Source organism: Lentzea sp. NPDC102401, assembly GCF_044765805.1.
GTDB classification, from domain to species: Bacteria; Actinomycetota; Actinomycetes; order Mycobacteriales; family Pseudonocardiaceae; genus Lentzea; species Lentzea sokolovensis.
In genome coordinates this window covers 416,781-433,674 of record NZ_JBIWKS010000006.1, presented here as the reverse complement: position 1 = coordinate 433,674, position 16,894 = coordinate 416,781, and the positions used below count along the sequence as shown (strand labels likewise).

At 70.5% G+C, this 16,894-nt stretch carries 12 protein-coding genes; 8 read left to right on the top strand and 4 right to left on the bottom strand.

The window, feature by feature from the left end; translation table 11 throughout:
• Nucleotides 1-70: 70 nt before the first annotated feature.
• The 3 genes from ACIRG5_RS23800 to ACIRG5_RS23790 all read right to left on the bottom strand — a co-directional run bounded on the left by ACIRG5_RS23800 (nt 71) and on the right by ACIRG5_RS23790 (nt 5,546).
• Complete coding sequence (locus ACIRG5_RS23800) at nt 71-364, bottom strand: STAS domain-containing protein (protein ID WP_402908040.1); 294 nt, start codon at nt 362-364, stop codon at nt 71-73.
• On the bottom strand, nt 294-4,511 hold the full coding sequence (locus ACIRG5_RS23795; protein WP_402908038.1) for a SpoIIE family protein phosphatase: 4,218 nt from the start codon (nt 4,509-4,511) through the stop codon (nt 294-296). The genes ACIRG5_RS23800 and ACIRG5_RS23795 overlap by 71 nt, the downstream gene beginning before the upstream one ends.
• 111 nt (nt 4,512-4,622) lie before the next feature.
• The gene (locus ACIRG5_RS23790; protein ID WP_402908036.1) at nt 4,623-5,546 is read right to left on the bottom strand and encodes a LysR family transcriptional regulator; all 924 of its coding nucleotides are present in this window, start codon (nt 5,544-5,546) and stop codon (nt 4,623-4,625) included.
• 106 nt (nt 5,547-5,652) lie between these two features.
• Between ACIRG5_RS23790 and ACIRG5_RS23785 the strand changes: the two genes are divergently transcribed.
• The 6 genes from ACIRG5_RS23785 to ACIRG5_RS23760 are packed head-to-tail and all read left to right on the top strand — an operon-like array spanning nt 5,653 to nt 11,582.
• Nucleotides 5,653-6,630, top strand: coding sequence for a fumarylacetoacetate hydrolase family protein (locus ACIRG5_RS23785; protein ID WP_402908034.1), 978 nt, complete (start codon nt 5,653-5,655; stop codon nt 6,628-6,630).
• Complete coding sequence (locus tag ACIRG5_RS23780; protein ID WP_402908032.1) at nt 6,627-7,580, top strand: cyclase family protein; 954 nt, start codon at nt 6,627-6,629, stop codon at nt 7,578-7,580. The genes ACIRG5_RS23785 and ACIRG5_RS23780 overlap by 4 nt, the downstream gene beginning before the upstream one ends.
• Nucleotides 7,581-7,593: 13 nt before the next feature.
• On the top strand, nt 7,594-8,718 hold the full coding sequence (locus tag ACIRG5_RS23775) for an FAD-dependent oxidoreductase (RefSeq protein ID WP_402908030.1): 1,125 nt from the start codon (nt 7,594-7,596) through the stop codon (nt 8,716-8,718).
• The gene (locus ACIRG5_RS23770) at nt 8,709-9,719 is read left to right on the top strand and encodes an amidohydrolase family protein (protein WP_402908028.1); all 1,011 of its coding nucleotides are present in this window, start codon (nt 8,709-8,711) and stop codon (nt 9,717-9,719) included. The genes ACIRG5_RS23775 and ACIRG5_RS23770 overlap by 10 nt, the downstream gene beginning before the upstream one ends.
• Nucleotides 9,716-10,654: a VOC family protein gene (locus ACIRG5_RS23765; protein WP_402908026.1), complete on the top strand. Its 939-nt coding sequence runs from the start codon at nt 9,716-9,718 to the stop codon at nt 10,652-10,654. The genes ACIRG5_RS23770 and ACIRG5_RS23765 overlap by 4 nt, the downstream gene beginning before the upstream one ends.
• A gap of 1 nt (nt 10,655) precedes the next feature.
• Nucleotides 10,656-11,582 carry a fumarylacetoacetate hydrolase family protein gene (locus ACIRG5_RS23760; RefSeq protein WP_402908024.1) on the top strand — a complete coding sequence of 309 codons (927 nt, stop codon included), beginning with the start codon at nt 10,656-10,658 and terminating at the stop codon, nt 11,580-11,582.
• Between the two features lie 108 nt (nt 11,583-11,690).
• Here the strand turns inward: ACIRG5_RS23760 and ACIRG5_RS23755 are convergent, their stop codons facing one another.
• Entirely contained in the window at nt 11,691-12,866 is a 1,176-nt protein-coding gene (locus ACIRG5_RS23755; RefSeq protein ID WP_402908184.1) for an MFS transporter, read from the bottom strand.
• Nucleotides 12,867-13,225: 359 nt separating this feature from the next.
• On the opposite strand from ACIRG5_RS23755, the gene ACIRG5_RS23750 reads away from it, so the two are divergent.
• The gene (locus ACIRG5_RS23750; protein WP_402908182.1) at nt 13,226-15,463 is read left to right on the top strand and encodes a glycoside hydrolase domain-containing protein; all 2,238 of its coding nucleotides are present in this window, start codon (nt 13,226-13,228) and stop codon (nt 15,461-15,463) included.
• Nucleotides 15,460-16,737, top strand: a complete 1,278-nt coding sequence (locus ACIRG5_RS23745; protein WP_402908022.1) for a glycosyltransferase — start codon at nt 15,460-15,462, stop codon at nt 16,735-16,737. Before ACIRG5_RS23750 ends, ACIRG5_RS23745 begins: the two co-directional genes overlap by 4 nt.
• Nucleotides 16,738-16,894: the final 157 nt, after the last annotated feature.

Sequence of the window (16,894 nt, the reverse complement as noted above, 5' to 3'; positions counted from 1 at the left end):
GACGCCACATCCGGACCTGGCAGCGCGGTCCTGTGTGGACAGCATCGTCGTCGCCGGCGTGAACCCGCTGCTACACCTCCTTTTCCCGGACAGTGGTCAGCGAGGTGAGCCCGGACATCTCGAGGATCGGCGCGAGCAACGGGTTCGCGATCAGCTCGGCCCGTTCGGCGTGCGTGAACAGCACGCTCATCCCGGCGCTGTCGATGTACTGCACCTCGGTCAGGTCGACGACCAGGGGACCGGTCGTGTCCGCGAACGCGGCCGCGAAGGCCTCGGCGTTGCTCAGGTCGATCTCACCGACCGCCTTGATGGCCGAGCGGCCCTGCGGATCGACGGTCTTGGTCAGCGTCAGCGGCGTCGTCATCGAGAATCCTCACCTGCATCGTCACTGTGGTGCCGGATGGATCGGGAAGAATGGTGACCTCGTCCATCATCGTCCTCATGATCGAGGTACCCCGGCCACGCTGGGCCGCGGGGTCGCTGGCCTGTGGTTTCCAGGTGCCGGTGTCGGCCACGGTCGCGAGCAACCCGGAGTCACCCGCCGTCTCCACCCTGACCCGGACGTCCTTGCGGGCGGTGTCCAGGTAGGCGTGTTCGACGGCGTTGGTGCACGCCTCCCCGACGGCCAGCAGGACGCTCTGGGCGCGTTTCGCGGAGAGCCCGCACTGCCGCAGCCAGGTGCGCAGCGCGTGACGGGCGCCGCCGAGCTGGCCGGGCTCCGCGGGGAAGGTCATGTCCAGCGGCGCCGGATGCCGGTACAGGAGCATGGCCACGTCGTCGTCGTAGCCTCCCTCCGGTGCCAGCGCGGCCATGATCTGGCCGGCGAGGTCCTCCAGCTCGCTCGCACGGCCCTCTTGGACGGCACGCGCGGCCTTGTCCATGCCCTCGGTCAGCGAGGTGCGACGGCGTTCCACGAGTCCGTCGGTGTAGGTGAGCAGGGTGGAACGGGGCGGCAGGTGGCACTCGGCCTCCGTGCGCGGCACGCCCACCTTGACCGCGAGCGGGATGGACCGCCCGCCTTCGAGCAGGTGCGTGGTGCCGTCTGCCAGCGCCAGGATCGCGGGCGGGTGCCCGGCGCTCGAGTAGACGAGCCGTCCGGTGGAGGGGTCGAGGACTCCGCAGAACACCGTGGTGCACAAGGCGCCGGGTACGCCGTCGGCGAAGTGGTCGAGCGCCATGAGGGCGCGTGCGGGCCCGGTCTCCTGCAGCATCAGCGCACGGCAGGCGCTGCGCAGCTGACCCATCACGGCCGCGGCGCTGAGCCCGCGGCCGACGCAGTCCCCGACGACGATGCCGATGCGCTTGTCCGGCAACGGGAACGTGTCGTACCAGTCACCGCCGACCTCGAGCGGCCGCGCCGCCGGTTCGTAGCGCACGACGAACCCGCCGGGCAGGTGCGACGGACCCAGGATGGCCCGTTGCAGCGCCAGCGCCGTCTCCCGCTGCTGGTCGATCTGGCGTGCCCGGGACAGGCCCTGCGTGAGATGACCGGCCAGCAACGACAGCAGCAGCTCGTCCTGCTCGGTGAAGCCGTGGTGCGAGTGGAGGCGCAGCCACAGCACCATCGGCCCGTCGGGGTGCTCGACGGTGACGGCGGCGCTGCCCTGCTCCGGGGAGGCGGGGGTGAGCGCCCGGTGGTCCTTCACCTCGTCGAGCGTCGAGCGCAGGTCCGCAGGGAGGTCGTCCCAGGCGAGGTGCCCGGCGACGGTGGTGACCCGCGGCGTCTCGTGGCGACCGAAGACGACGGCCAGCACCTGCTCGGCCCGCCACAGGGTCTCCAGGTGCTCGAGCGCGCCGGACAGCGCCTCGGTCGCGCTCGTCGCCCGCGACAACCGCACGCTGAGCTCCGCGAGTGCGGCCTCACGCCTGCGCGCGTGGTGCTCGGCGGTGACGTCGCGGAAGGTGCCGACCGTCATCGTCCGGCCGCTGTCCGGGTCGCGGGCGGGGTTCATGAGGGCGCTGACCCACAGCCTCCTGCCGTCGCGATGGGTGACCGGGACGGTGTGGCTGCGCTGGTCGCGCCCGGACCTGGCCGCGAACGCGCCGGCGAACTGGTTGTGCGCCTCGGGATCGGTCCGCTCGGCCGGCCACCACGGGTGCGGGACGGCGTAGGGCAGGCCCTCCGGTCCGTAGCCGAGGATGTCGGTGAACGCGGCGTTGACCTCGACGACGGTGCCGTCGTCGTCGCAGACGAAGAACGCCTCCTGCAGGGAGTCGATCAGCGCGTCACGCCAGCGCGCGTGCCGGCCGCGCAGACGGGAGAGGTCCACGTTCGCCCGCACTCGCGCCAGGAGGTCCGCGGCGGCGAACGGCTTGACGAGGTAGTCGTCCGCGCCGGCCAGCAGCCCCTCACCGGACGCCTCCTGCCCGGCCCTGGCGGACAGCAGCAGCACCGGCACGGCCATGGTCCTCGGGTCCGCCCGCAGGGCCGCGACGAGCGAAAGACCGTCCATGCGCGGCATCATCACGTCGCTGACCACCAGGTCCGGCGGATGAGCGCGCGCGGTCTCCAGCGCCGCCTGGCCGTCGTTCACGGCACGGACCTCGTACCCCGCCCTGAACAGCAACCGGGTGAGGTACTCCCTCATGTCCGCGTTGTCGTCGACGACCAGCACGGTCGCGGGCACCTGCGGCGCGGCGCCGGCCGCCGGGCTGGGCAACAGCTCCTCGACGGCGGGACCGGAATCCGGCAGCCACCGCAACGCCTCCTGCACGTAGGGGGCGGCGATGTCCGACACCGTCGGCGGCACGGGCTCCCGCGACACCGCCTCGGCGGGCAGGTGGTCCGTGCCGAACGGCAGCTCGACGGTGAAGCTGGTGCCCTCTCCCTCGACGCTGTCGGCGCGGACGGTGCCGCCGTGCAGATGGACGAGTTCCTGCACGAGCGCGAGCCCGATACCGCTGCCCTCTCTCGACCGCGACCAGCTGTTCTCGATGCGGTGGAAGCGTTCGAACAGCCTGGGGATCTCGTGCCGCGGCACACCGACCCCGGTGTCGCTGACCGTCACGACCGCGTTGCCCGCCCCGGCTCGCACGGTGATGCCGACCGAGCCCTCGACGGTGAACTTGAGCGCGTTGCTCAGCAGGTTGAGCACGACCTTCTCCCACAGGCCCAGGTCGACGTGCACCGGCTCGGGCAAGGGGGAGCAGTCGATCTCGAAGTCCAGCCCCGCCTTCTCCACGGCCGAGCGGAAGACGCCGGCCAGTTCCGCGGTGATCGTCGCGAGCTCGACGGGCTGGAAGCGCGCCTGCATGCGGCCCGCTTCGAGCCGGGAGACGTCCAGCAGCGTGTTGACCAGCTTGCCGAGCCGCAGGCCGTTGCGGTGAATGAACTCCAGCTCCTGACCTGACTGCGGGTCCGCCTCCGCCAGCCGGTTCCGCAGGTCCTGCACCGGGCCCATGATGAGCGTGAGCGGGGTGCGGAACTCGTGGCTGATGTTGGAGAAGAACGTGGTCTTGGCGCGGTCGAGCTCGGCGAGTTCCTCGGCACGTCGTTGCTGTGCCTGGAAGTCGTGGGCTCCCGCGATGCCGGAGGCGATGTGTCCCGCGACCAGGTCGACGAACCCGCGGTAGCCGTCGTCGAGCGGCCGGTGCCTGTTCAGACCGGCGACCAGGAACCCGTGCGGTGCGCCGCCCGGCCGTTGCAACGGCACCACCAGGGCGCTGGCGGGCGGTCTGTGCCAGTCGCCGCTGGGAAGATCGGTGAACCGTTCGAGCTCGACCTCGACGGAGCCTCCGCCCATCGCGGTCGCCACCGGCCACGGCGGTGACTCGTCCGAGGGCGTGAGGATCACCGGAGCGACCGGATGCCCCGGCGTGATCCCCGTTGCCCCGGCCAGCCGGGCGCGGCCGTGGTCGGCGAGGTAGATCAGGGTGAACGGCAGGTCCCGCCGGTTCCGCTCGAGCTGCGCGCAGTCGAACGCCAGCACCTCTCCTTCCGCCCGCGCGACGGTGGGGTCCGAGCCGAGGTCCCGCAGCGTCGCCATCCGCCGCTCACCGATGACGCGCTCGGTCTCCTCGCTGACCACGCACAACATTCCCGCCACTGCACCGTGGTCATCACGCAGCGGGCTGTAGGAGAAGGTGTGGTAGGTCTCCTCCGAATACCCGGAGCGCTCCAGGAACAACAACAACGCCTCGTCCCAGGTCGCATGCCCGGTGCTGAGCACGCTGTCCACCCTGGTCTCGAGGTCCTCCCAGATCTCCGCCCACACCTCGGCGGCCGGCTTGCCCAACGCCCACGGGTACTTGCGTCCCAGCGTGTTGCGCCGATAGGCGTTGTTGCAGAAGAAGGTCAGCTCCGGTCCCCACGCCAGCCACATCGAGAACCGGGACGACAGCAGGACGCTGACAGCGGTCAGCAAACTCTGCGGCCAGCCGGACGGCGGACCGAGCGAGGTGGCGGCCCAGTTCACCGCGGCGAGGTCGCGGCCGATCTCCGGGTCCTCGGCGAACACGTCGGTGAGCGCGGAACGGCCGTGTTCGTGTCCGACGTCGTCAAAGCGCCCCACCGACCGTTCCCTTCGCCTCACCTCGACTGGCTTGTCCGTCCAGGGTGCGGACACCCGGCCGAGGGTGCACGACGAGTGGCGGCGAATGTGCGGTGGACCACTCGGCGTTGATCACCCGGACCGTGCCTGGCCGGTTCCGTTCACGGCCTGACCGACTCTCCTGATCACCTGGCGCAGCCACGCGTGTCCCGCGTCCTGGGCGTGCACGGGATGCCACCACATGGCCTCCTGGAGCGGCACGGACGGAAACGGGGAGGGCAGCACGCGGATGCCAGGGGTCGTGGAGAGTCCGACCAGCCGTTTCTGCACGAGGGCGACGCGCCTGGTGCCGGCGACCAGCATCGGCAGCAGGTGGAACGAGGGAACCGAGACGTCCACGCGGGGGCTGATGCCGAGCATGCTCAGCTGCCGGGTCACGGGTGCGTCGTAGGCGCGTTGGTAGACCGCCCACGGCATGTCCGCGAGCTGGTCCAGGGTGAGTTCGTCGCCGACCTCGGGATTGTCGTCGGCGACGAGGCACACCCACTGGTCGCTGAACAGTTCCACCGCGGGGTAGCCGTCGATGACGCCGTGCGGGAGCAGGAGACCGTCCACCGTGCTCAGCAGCGTGCCGAGGTTCTCCAGCAACGTCGGCGACGTCTGGTGGAACGTCAGGTGGACTCCGGGAGCCTCGTCGTGCAGCACGCGGGCCAGCGGTACGCCGAGCACCGTCGCGCCGTAGTCGGAGGTGACGAGCGTGAACTCGCGGGTGTCGGTGGTGGGGTCGAACGTGGCCTGGCTGGTGAACACGCGCTCCAGCACGTCGCAGGCGGTGGCGGCGCGGTCGCGGAGCACGGCGCCGAGCGGGGTGAGGCTGTAGAGCGAGCCGGTGCGGGACAGCAGCGGGTCGTCGAAGTGACGGCGCAGGCGCGCCAGGGCCGCGCTCATGGCCGGCTGTGTCAGGCCGATGCGCTGGCCCGCCCTGGTGACGTTGCGTTCCTCCAGCAGGGCGCGAAGCGCCACGACCAGGTTGAGGTCGAGATTCGACAGGTTCACCGCACCTCCAGTCATCCATGGCGTGGATGGAGAGCATCAAGAACATTCATTTCCGTGATCCTCTGGTGGCGGCCACAGTAGTCCTCACGACACGGGAGGACACCTCATGGCAACACCGCCGCAACCCGTCCGGTTCGCGCTCGGCACCTTCTCCTGGGCGGACGGCCCGTCGTTCCCCGGGCTGGTGGTGGACGACCGCGTGGCCGACCTCGGCCAGACCCTGGAGTGGCGGCCGGCCTCGACGCTCGACGTCCTCGAGCGATGGCCGGAGGCACTGCCCTCGTTGCGCCACCTGGCGAGCGAGGCACAGGAATGGCTGCCGCTGGACGGGTTGCGCGTGCACGCGCCGGTCACGCCGCGGCAGGTGTTCCAGTCAGGGGCCAACTACCGCCAGCACGTCATCGATCTGGTGGTCGCGCACCGCCCCGCGGACTCCGCCGAGAGTGAGGAGCAGGCACGGGCGCGAGCGGCGGAGCTGATGGACCGTCGCGCACGCGAGGACCAGCCGTACGTGTTCATCGGTCTGCCTTCGGCGATCACCGGCCCCTACGACGACGTCGTGCTCCCGTCGTGGTGCGAGCAGCCGGACTGGGAGCTGGAGCTGACCGCGGTCATCGGCACTCCGGCTCACCGCGTGTCGCCGGAGGAGGCGTTGCGGCACGTCGCCGGTTACACGATCGCCAACGACCTCACGGCCCGCGATCTGGTGTTCCGCAACGACATGCGGGAGATCGGCACCGACTGGCTGCGCTCGAAGAACGCGCCCGGCTTCACCCCGCTCGGCCCGTACGTCGTGCCGGCGGAGTTCGTGCCGGACCCGGCGGATCTGCGGCTGACCCTCAAGCTCAACGGGGACACCATGCAAGATGAGTCCACAAAGGACATGATCTTCGACGTCGCCCGCATGGTCTCCTACGTCTCGCAGACCACCACGCTGCTGCCGGGCGATCTCGTCCTCACCGGTTCCCCCGCCGGCAACGGCATGCACCACGGGCGACTGCTGCGCGACGGCGACGTCATGGAGAGCACCATCACCGGCCTGGGCGTCCAGCGCACCCGTTGCGTCGCGCAGGAGCGGGCATGAACCGCGCCGACCCCGAGTCCGCGATCGCCGAGGCCGCCGCGACGTGCTCGAACTGGGGCCGCTGGGGCGCTGACGACGTCCTCGGCACGCTGAACTTCCTCACCGAGGACGAGCGCCGGGCGGCCGCCGCGCTGATCCGCAAGGGCGCGAGTTTCTCGCTGTCGCAGCGGTTCGACATGGACGGCCCGCAGAAGGGCTGGCGTCGCCGCACGAACCCGGTGCACACGATGCTGGACACCGGGACCGACGCGGTCGCCGGGCTGCAGGGCTTCCCGCACGGCATCGGCGGCGCGGACGACGTGATCTCCATGCCGTTGCAGTGCTCGACCCAGTGGGACGGCCTCGGCCACATCTTCGACCACGGCATGGCGTGGAACGGCCGTGACGCCGCCACCACCGTGACTTCCGCGGGTGACCTGGTCACCGGCATCGAGCACATGGCCGCTCACGTCGCCGGGCGCGGCGTGCTGCTCGACGTCGGCGGAGTCATCGGTGGCGGCGAACTGCCCGACGGCTTCGCCATCACCGAAGCCCACCTCGTCACCACCGCCGAGGCACACGGCGTCGGCGTCGGCCGCGGCGACATCGTGCTCGTCCGGACCGGGCAACTGGCCCGCGCCAGGCGGGACGGCTGGGGTGACTACGCGGGCGGACCGGCGCCGGGCCTGTCGTTCACCACCGCGCCGTGGCTGCACCGCACCGAGATCGCCGCGATCGCCACCGACACGTGGGGTTTCGAGGTGCGTCCCAACGAGTTCGACGACGCCTTCCAGCCGTTGCACCAGGTCGTCATCCCGCACATCGGTTTGCTGGTGGGGGAGATGTGGGACCTGGACGCGCTCGCCGCCGACTGCGCCGCCGACGGCGTGCACGAGTTCTGGCTGACCGCCGCGCCGTTGCCGATCACGGGAGCCGTCGGCTCGCCGGTGAACCCCGTCGCCGTGAAGTGACCGAGGAGCCTTGATGACCCGCACCGTGCTCGTTCTCGGCGGTGGCACCGCCGGCAACGCCCTGACCGTCCTGCTGCGCCGCGCGGGACACGCCGTCGACCTGGTGGAGGCCAGACCCGACTGGAACGCCACCGCCGGATCCGGCATCACCCTGCAGGGCAACGCCCTGCGGGTCCTGCGCGAGGTCGGCGTTCTCGACCAGGTGCTCGGCGACGGGTTCCCGTTCGACGAGCTGGGCATCCTCGCGCCGGACGGTGCGGTGCTGACCGTGCGGCCGACCGCTCGCATCGGCGGCGACGACCTGCCGGGCACCCTCGGCATGCAACGCCCGCGTCTCCAGCAGATCCTCATCGACGCCGTCCGCGCGTCCGGCGCCTCGGTGCGCCTCGGCCTCACCGCCACCGGCATCGACCAGGACGACGACGGCGTCGACGTCACCTTCAGCGACGGCACGACCGGTCGCTACGACCTCGTCGCCGGCGCGGACGGCCTCCACTCCGCGACCCGCGGCCTGATCGGCGTCGCGGAACGGCCCGTGCCCACCGGCATGGCCATCTGGCGCGCTGCGGTGCCCCGCCCGACCGGTCTCGAACACACCCAGATGATCTACGGCGGGCAGTGCTTCATCGCCGGCTGCTGCCCGACCGGCCAGGGCACCGCCTACGCCTACCTGGTCGAGCGCAACCGCGACCGCGACACCATCGACCCGTCCGCCCACGCCGAGGAGATGCTGAGGCTGGCCCAGGGCTACGGCGGACCGTGGCGGGAGATCCAGGCCGCGCTGACCGACGCGGCGGAGGTCAACTACACCTGGTTCGACCGGTTGCTGGTCGACGGTCCGTGGCACCGCGGCCGGGGCGTGCTCGTCGGCGACGCCGCACACGCCTGCCCGCCGACCCTCGCCCAAGGGGCCGCGATGTCGTTGGAGGACGCACTCGTCCTCGCGGAACTGCTGTCCACAACGGACACTTGGGGCGACGCGGTGCTCACCGAGTACCGCGACCGCCGCTATCCGCGCGTGCGCGAGGTCGTCGACGCTTCCGTTCAGATAGGACAGTGGCTGCTCGACGGCGTACGTGATGCCGACGTACCAGGGCTGATGGGCCGCACGACGGCGATGCTGGCGCGGTGCCCGTGACCGCCCCGACCGTGGACGTGCACGCCCACGTCCTGCTGCCCGAGGTGGAACGACTCGTCGCCGGCGATCCCGCTCTGGCTGCGGCCCGCGACCTGGACACTCGCCGCAACGGCCCCGAAGCACTGGCCGTCAGCGGCGAGATGGTCCGCGACCGGCTCGGGTTGCTGACCGACGTCGCGCAACGACTGTCCGCCATGGACAGTGCCGGGGTGGACGTGCAACTCGTGAGCCCTTCACCGTCGCACTACCACTACTGGGCAGACCGCGACCTCGCCCGGACGGTGTGGGAAACGGCCAACACCGCGACCGCCGAGCACTGCGCCCACGCGCCGGACCGGCTTCGCGGCCTGGGACTGGCACCCCTGCAGCACCCGGACCTGGCCGTGCGGGCCCTCGACCACGCGCTGGCAGAAGGACTGGCAGGGGTGGAGATCGGCAGCCACGCACCCGGACGCGAGCTCTCCGACCCGGCGTACGAGCCGTTCTGGGAACGGGCCGCCGAAACCGGCGCGGTCGTGTTCCTGCACCCTTTCGGCTGCACCCTGGACGAGCGCCTGGACCGCTGGTACCTGTCCAACAGCGTCGGCCAGCCGACGGAGAACGCCGTCGCGCTGTCCCATCTGATCTTCTCCGGCGTGCTGGACCGCCACCCGCGGCTGCGGATCGTGGCAGCGCACGGCGGCGGCTACCTGCCCACCCACCTCGGCCGCGCGGACCACGCGTGGCGGGTTCGCCCCGACGCCAGGAGCTGCGCGCACCCGCCGAGCCACTACGTCCGGCGGTTGTGGTTCGACTCGCTGGTCCACGATCCCGCGGTGCTGCGCGAACTGGTCCGCGTCGCCGGACCGGACCGGGTGCTGCTCGGTTCGGACTTCCCGTTCGACATGGGCACCGGCGATCCGGTCGCCGCGCTGCGCGCCGCCTGCCTGAACGAGCTCGACCTCCACGCCGTCCGCGGCGGCAACGCCGCCACCCTGCTCAACCCGAAGGAGACCCGGTGACCAGGCGATTGCTCACCCACCTGAGGCACGTCGACCTCGCCGTGCCCGACTACGACAAGCAACTGGAGTTCTACGCCGGCGTGTGGGGCCTGACCGAGGTCGCGAACGACTCGGGCCTGAGCTTCCTGGCCGCGGAGGGCTCACCCGAGCAGTACGTCGTGCGGCTGCGCAAGGCCGACGAGAAGCGCCTGGACCTCGTCGCGTTCGGCGCCGAGACCGCGGCGGACGTGGACGCGCTCGCCGACCAGCTCATCGCCGCCGGCGTCACGCTCATCAGCACGCCCGACAAGCTCGGCACGCTCGGTGGCGGCTACGGCTTCCGGTTCTTCGACGTCGACGGCCGCACCGTCGAAGTCTCCGCCGACGTGGCGACCCGGCAGCACCGCCGCGTCGAGGAGAAGGAAGCCATCCCCGTCCGGCTCTCCCACGTCGTGCTCAACTCTCCCGACCTGAACCGGTCCAAGGCCTGGTACGAGCGGCACCTGTCGTTCGCGTTGTCCGACAGTCTGAGCTCGCCGCACATGGGCGATGTCATGCACTTCATGCGCATCAATCCCCAGCACCACAGCCTCGCACTGGCCAAAGGGCCGCACACCGCGCTGCACCACATCTCGTTCGAGCTGCGCGGCGTGGACGAGTACATGCGCGGCACCGGCCGGCTGATGCGCGCCGGCGTGCGCAAGATCTGGGGACCGGGCCGACACCTGGCGGGCGACAACACGTTCTCCTACTTCCTCGACCCCCACGGCAACACGGTCGAGTACACGACCGAGCTCGAGCTGCTGGACGAGGACACCTGGCACCCCAGCGTGTACGACTTCTCGCAGCCCGAGGTCACCGACCAGTGGGGCACCGCCAACCCGATGAACGAGCTGGTCGCCAAGGAGTCCTTCAACGACCCCGACCGCGGCTGCTTCGTCGCTCCTCCGGTGTGACATGCGGTTCGCCACCTACGTCCACGCAGGCCGGCAGCAGGTCGGCGTGCTGGACGACGACGAGCGGCTGCGTCCGGTCGGCACGGCCTCGCTGACCGACGTGCTCGGCGACCTGCCCGGTGCCGAGGCCCTCGCCGGTCCGGCGGGCCCGCACGTGTCGGAGGTGCGGCTGCTCGCGCCGCTCCAGCCACCGACCGTGCGCGACTTCGTCACCTTCGAGGAACACGTCGAGGGCATGCGCGCGGGTGCCGGTGTGCCCGAGCAGTGGTACGCCGCGCCGACGTTCTACTTCGGTAACCCCTACGCCGTGATAGGTCCGCACGACGACGTGCCCGTTCCACCCGGCGCGGAACTGCTGGACTTCGAACTGGAGGTCGCGGCCGTCATCGGACGCGAAGGCCGCGACCTCACCCCGGAGCAGGCCCGGGACCACATCGCCGGGTACACGATCTTCAACGACTGGTCCGCGCGCGACCTCCAGACCGCGGAGATGGCGGTCGGACTCGGCCCGTGCAAGGGCAAGGACACCGCCACGACCCTCGGCCCCTGGCTCGTCACGCCCGACGAACTGGAGCACCACCGCGACGCCGGCGGCCTGCTGCGCCTGGCGCTGACCGCCGAGGTCAACGGCCGGGTGGTGGGCTCGGACCTGCTGTCCAACATGAGCTGGACGTTCGAGGAGATGGTGGCCTACGCGTCCAGGGGCACCGCCGTGCGCCCCGGTGACGTGCTCGGCTCCGGCACCTGCGGCAACGGCGGCTGCCTGGCCGAGCTGTGGGGCAGGGGAGCCGAGCGGCACCCGTTGCGTCCAGGCGACACCGTCACCCTCACCGTCGAGGCCATCGGCCGCATCGGCACCACCGTGGTCGCCGGAGCGGAGGTCAAGCCGCTGCCGCGCGCCCGCCACCGGTCCCGGACCAGGCCGTGACCGCCTTACGACGCGTGTTCCACCGAGCTTGGGTTCGAACACATCGGGGGCCGCGGCGTTGATCGCGTCGAGCACCGACTGCCGCGGCCTCGCCACGACCGCCGGAGATCACCCATCGGCCAGCACCGGTTTGGCGTCGGTCGACCTCACCGCTCTGGTGAGCACGGAGAGCAGGAACGAGAGCGCCCCGATCGCCAGGAGTGCGGACGAAAGGCCGCTGATCGCCGCCGACAGGGCCAGAACCACCAGAGGGCACACGAACTGCCCGACGAACAGCGCCGCCGTCCACATCCCCGACGCGCGGGGGCGTTGGGCGAAGGTGAGCCGCCCGAGCGCCCAGGTGACCAGCGCGGGCAGCAGCAGGCCGTTCCCGAGCCCGGTGACGGCGGCGCCGACGATGACCAGGGGAGTGCTCGGCGCGAGCGCGAGCACCGCCAGCCCGATGCCGGACAACAGGAACGCGAGGGTCACGGTGACCCCAGGTCCCCGATGTGCCAGCGGAGTGAACAGGAACGCCCCGGCGGCGGTGGCGAGGGAAGCCAGCGCACTGATCATGCCGATCGTGGCCGAGGACTCGACGCCGACACCGCCCAGCACGTACGGCAACTCGACGATCAGCGTGTAGAAGACCAGGCCTCCCACCAGAGTGACCCCGATGGGAGCCGCCAGCAGCCGCCACGCGAGCGCGACCCTCCCGGCACGTTCCTGACGGCCGGCGGGCTCCCAGAGGTACCGGACCGCCATCAGGGCGAGAGGCAGACTCGCGGCGTAGAGCCAGAACGGCGTCCTCCAGCCCTGGTTTCCGAGCAGTCCGCCCAAAGCGAAGAACAGCGTGGCGGCGACAGTCGTGCACACGGTCTGGAGACCGAAGTACCGCTGCCGTTGCCTGCCGTGGAAGTAGTCGGCGAGCAACGTCGTGCAGCAGGTCATGATGGCGGCCTCCGCGACCCCGACGAGGACCCGGCTGGCCACGACCAGCTCCAGCGTGGGCAGCCACAGCGGCGCGGTGCCGAAGATCCCGTACGCGACGAGCCCGAAGACCAGCAACCTCTTGCGCCCGGTCCGTTCCACGACACGACCCGCGAAAGGAGCCGTCAGCCCGATCAGGAGCGCTGGCGCGGTCAGGACGATCGGCGCGAGCACCGAAGCTCCGGGGGTTGAGGCGAACGCCTCCTGGATCGCCGGGAGCACTGGTGCGAGCAGCACCGACCCGAGCACAGGAAGACAGCTCGCGAGTAGCAGTACAAGAGCTTGGGAACGTCCCGCAGGGCGCCCCGTGTCCAGGACGAGGCCGGCGACTGCCGAGTGCCCGTCTGCCGGACCTCTGACTGGCTCTTCGGGATGTGAGGCTCGTTGCGACACAGGCGTCTCCGGTGAGGTGCACCTGCCGATCTCCGGTGATCGGCAACCGTGGTCTCACAGTTTTGGTGCCGCCGGTCCTCGTGCGGAAATCACTATTGCTGACCGCAGGTATCGACCGCGTGGATGACCGGACCGATGACGTCGCCCGCGACCAGGAGAGGCCGCGCCATCGGCGTGGTCGAGCGCACTGCCACGCCACGACGCGACCACCTCCGCGTGCCCGGCCACATGTTCACGTCGTTGAAACCAACGCGGTGCCCGCGCCCACATAGTGTCTCGTCATCCTCGACGAGATTGATCCATTCATCGGAACGGCTGCCACCTCACTGCCCGCGGCGCAGGGGCTGGCGGCCACCTGGTGGTGGCCGAAAGCGCAGGTCGGCAACACCCACCCCGGCGCGACGTCCCCGCTCGGCATGGTGTCCGCCTGCGCCTACTCCGGTGCCTATCCGACCGGATACGGCCTCTACGCGAAGAACACCGAGGGGCAGCCGGAGGAGCTGTTCGACCGGCCGCAGGCCTCCGGTTTCACCCATTTCCAGCAGTCCGGCACCGGCGCGATCCGCAAGTACTACAACTACGTGCGGGTCACCCCGATGGTGCAGCAGCTGGACGTCCTCGGCCAGGCCTGGCCGCTGCACGACGAGACCGCTGAAGCCGGGTACTACGCGGCCGCTCTCGACACCGGCATTCGATGTGAGGTCACCGTCGGCGCCAAGGTCGCCGTCCACCGGTACACCTTTCCCGAGCATCGCAGCGCACGGATCGTCGTCGACCTTTCCTGCGGAGGGCTGGCCATCGACCTCGGCCGCACAGTGCCGCTGCGGGGACATGTGGAAAGCCTCGGCAACGGCCGCGCCCAGGGAACGGTGGTCGTCGAAGGCGTGCCGCTGTCGGTGTACATCAAGGTCGACAGTCCGGGCTGGCGGCAGATGCTGTGGCACGACCGCCGGCTGATCGAGGGTGGCACTCGGCTCGACTTCGACCGCATCAGGCAGACCACGCTGCGCCCGTTCGGAATGCTCTACATGGGCCCCACCACCGCCGGGCAGAGCGTCGAGATCCAGATCGGATTCTCCCTGCGCGGCTGTGAACAGGCACGGGAGAACCTGTATCGCGAATGCGGTGACGGGGCGCCGGCGTTCGACGTCGTCCGGGCGCGGACCAAGGCCCGGTGGCGCGACCACGTGGGCCGGGTGGAGGTCGAGGGCGGGTCACCCGCCAGGCGGCAGGTGTTCGCGACGGCCCTGTACCACTCCCTGATCAAGCCGTGCTTCGCCGACGACGAGAGCCCGTTCTGGCCGTCCGCCGGGCCCTTCGTGTTCGACATCTGCACGATGTGGGACATCTACAAGACCCAGCTGCCGCTGCTCATGGCCATCTGCCCGGACCAGGCGGTCGACCTTCTGGAGTCACTGATCCGGGTCTGCGAGGAGGAAGGCAACTTCCCCATCGGATATCGGATGGCTCGCGGCGCGGACAGGTTCTTCCGGCAGGCGAGCGCGTTGGTCCACACCGCGCTGGCGGACGTGCACGCCCTCGGTCTCGGCGACCTGGACTGGACCTGGGCGCTGGTGCACATGTACGACGACCTGCGCCGGATGTACGGCGAGGACTTCTACGAGCACGGCGTCGTGCACCCGATCTCGCACACGCTCGACCTCGCCTACGCCTGCCACTGCACCTCCGGCGTCGCCAGGGCCCTGAACGACGTCCAGCTCGCCGACGACCTCGACGCGCGAAGCCGCCTGTGGGCCAACGCGTTCGACCCGGACACCGGCCTGCTTCTCGACTCGTCGTTCTACGAAGGCGGCAAGTGGAACTACTCGTTCCGGCTGCTGCACGACATGGCCGCGAGAATCGCGATGGTCGGTGGGAACGAAGCTTTCGTCGGCATGCTCGACGCGTTCTTCGGCTACGGCGCGCCGCGTGTGGTGCAGCCCGGTAGGCGGCCCGGCCCGGCGGAGATGGCGGCCGGCTACCTGCTGAACCGGTTCGAGGGACTGAACAACGAGCCGGACATGGAAGCGCCGTGGTCCTACCACTACGCGGCACGGCCGGACCGCACGGCCGAGATCGTGCACGCCGCGTTGACCTGGCAGTTCGGCACCGGTCCCGGCGGCCTGCCGGGCAACGACGACTCGGGCGGGCTGAGTTCCTGGTACGTGTGGGCCTCGCTCGGCCTGTTCCCGGTCGCCGGGCAGAACCTGTTCCTCGTCAACGCGCCCGCCTTCAGCCACGCCACTCTGCACCTCGGGGACCGCGACTTCGTCATCGAGACGCGTGGACACCGCGAGACGTCCATCAGTTCCGACGGGTTGGAAGCGGACCCGCCGCCGCAGTACGTGCAGTCCGCCCGGCTGAACGGCACACCACTGGACGCGGCGCACCTGCGCGCATCCGACGTCCACGCCGGTGGCCGGCTGGTGCTCGAACTCGGCCCGCACCCCTCGGAGTGGGGACGCAAGATCCTGCCGCCATCAGCGTCCGACCCGCTCGGAAAGGGGGCTCGCACATGAGCAGGCCAAGCCGACGTCTCGTCATCGTGGTCCGGGCCGACCCGGTCATCTGCGGTCACTCCGGAGAAGCCCGCAACCTGGCCGAGGTCGCGCTCACCCGCGGCTTCGACGACGTCCGGCTGCTGACCTGGCCGATACCCGTGCTGCAGGCGGCAGGCCTGCCGCTCAAACCGCTGGATCGGATCATGCCCTACAGCGAGGGCATCACCGTGGAGCGGCCCGAACCGGTCGGCGACTACCGGGTACCCGATGGCCGATACCTGGCAGGGCTGACGGGACGCCTGGTCGAACTGCTCGCCGAGCCGGTCCCGACCACCTGCGTGTCGATGTACCTCGCGCCCCACGACGCCGTGGTGCGCGACGCCGTCGACGCGGCCCGCGCGGCCGGCTACGCACCTGACGTCCACACCATCGCGAAGGCGGTCGGCTCGGACGTCACCAACGTGATTCGCTCGTGCCTGCGCGAGAGGCGATTCGGGGCAGCCGTGATCCTGTTCACCCGGTTCCTCGCCAACGACCAGGTGATCGCCGTGTCGGAGTACACCAGGCAGGAGATCATCGCCTGCGCGGAGGCCGTCGACGCGCACTGCGGCACCCGGTTCGCCCGCCAGTGCGTGCGCAGGCTGTCGGTCAGCTACCCGCCGATCGACACCTCGGCGTACCTCGACCTCGACCCGGCGCTCGTGGACGCCGCCCTGAAACGACGCGGCCTGGAACGCGACGGGTACGTGTTGTTCCTGTCCCGGGTGACCAAGGCCAAAGGCATCTACGACCTGGTGGACGCGTTCGCCCGGTGCCAGGCGCGGTCCCGGCTGAAGCTCGTGATCGCCGGCAACGGCCCCGAACTGGAGCACCTCCAGGCGATCACCCGGCACGACGACCGGATCCTCTTCCTCACCGACGTGGAGGACGAGGAAAAGCCGCTGCTGATGAACGGCTGCGCCGTGTACGCGCTGCCGACCAAGCCCGAACCGGACTTCGTCGAGACCTTCGGCATCGCGCTGACCGAGAAGATGCTCGCGGGCGGCGGACCGGTGATCACGACCACCACCGGAGGCGTCGGCGAAGCGGTGGGAGGGACGGCCATCCTGGTCGAGGCCGGGAACACCACCCACATCGCCGCCGCGATCGACCGGGTGGTGTTCGACTTGTCGGCCGAGGAGCGGCAACTCATGGCGGACCGGGCACGCGAGCACGCCCTGTCCTTCGACCGTGTCCGGGTGTTCGACAGCCTCTTCGCCACGTCCGACCCAGCTGTCGTCCTGACGGGATGAACTCCGTACCGCTCGAAACACTCCAAGCGCGGAGCCGAAGGGGGCATGCGCCCGGTCGAGGAAGTGTCGAGCGGATGGTCGGGCTTGCCCATGCGTTCACCGCTCAGCGGTGCCAGGCGGCCCGTACGTCTGCCCTGTGTTCACAATTGTTTCAGTG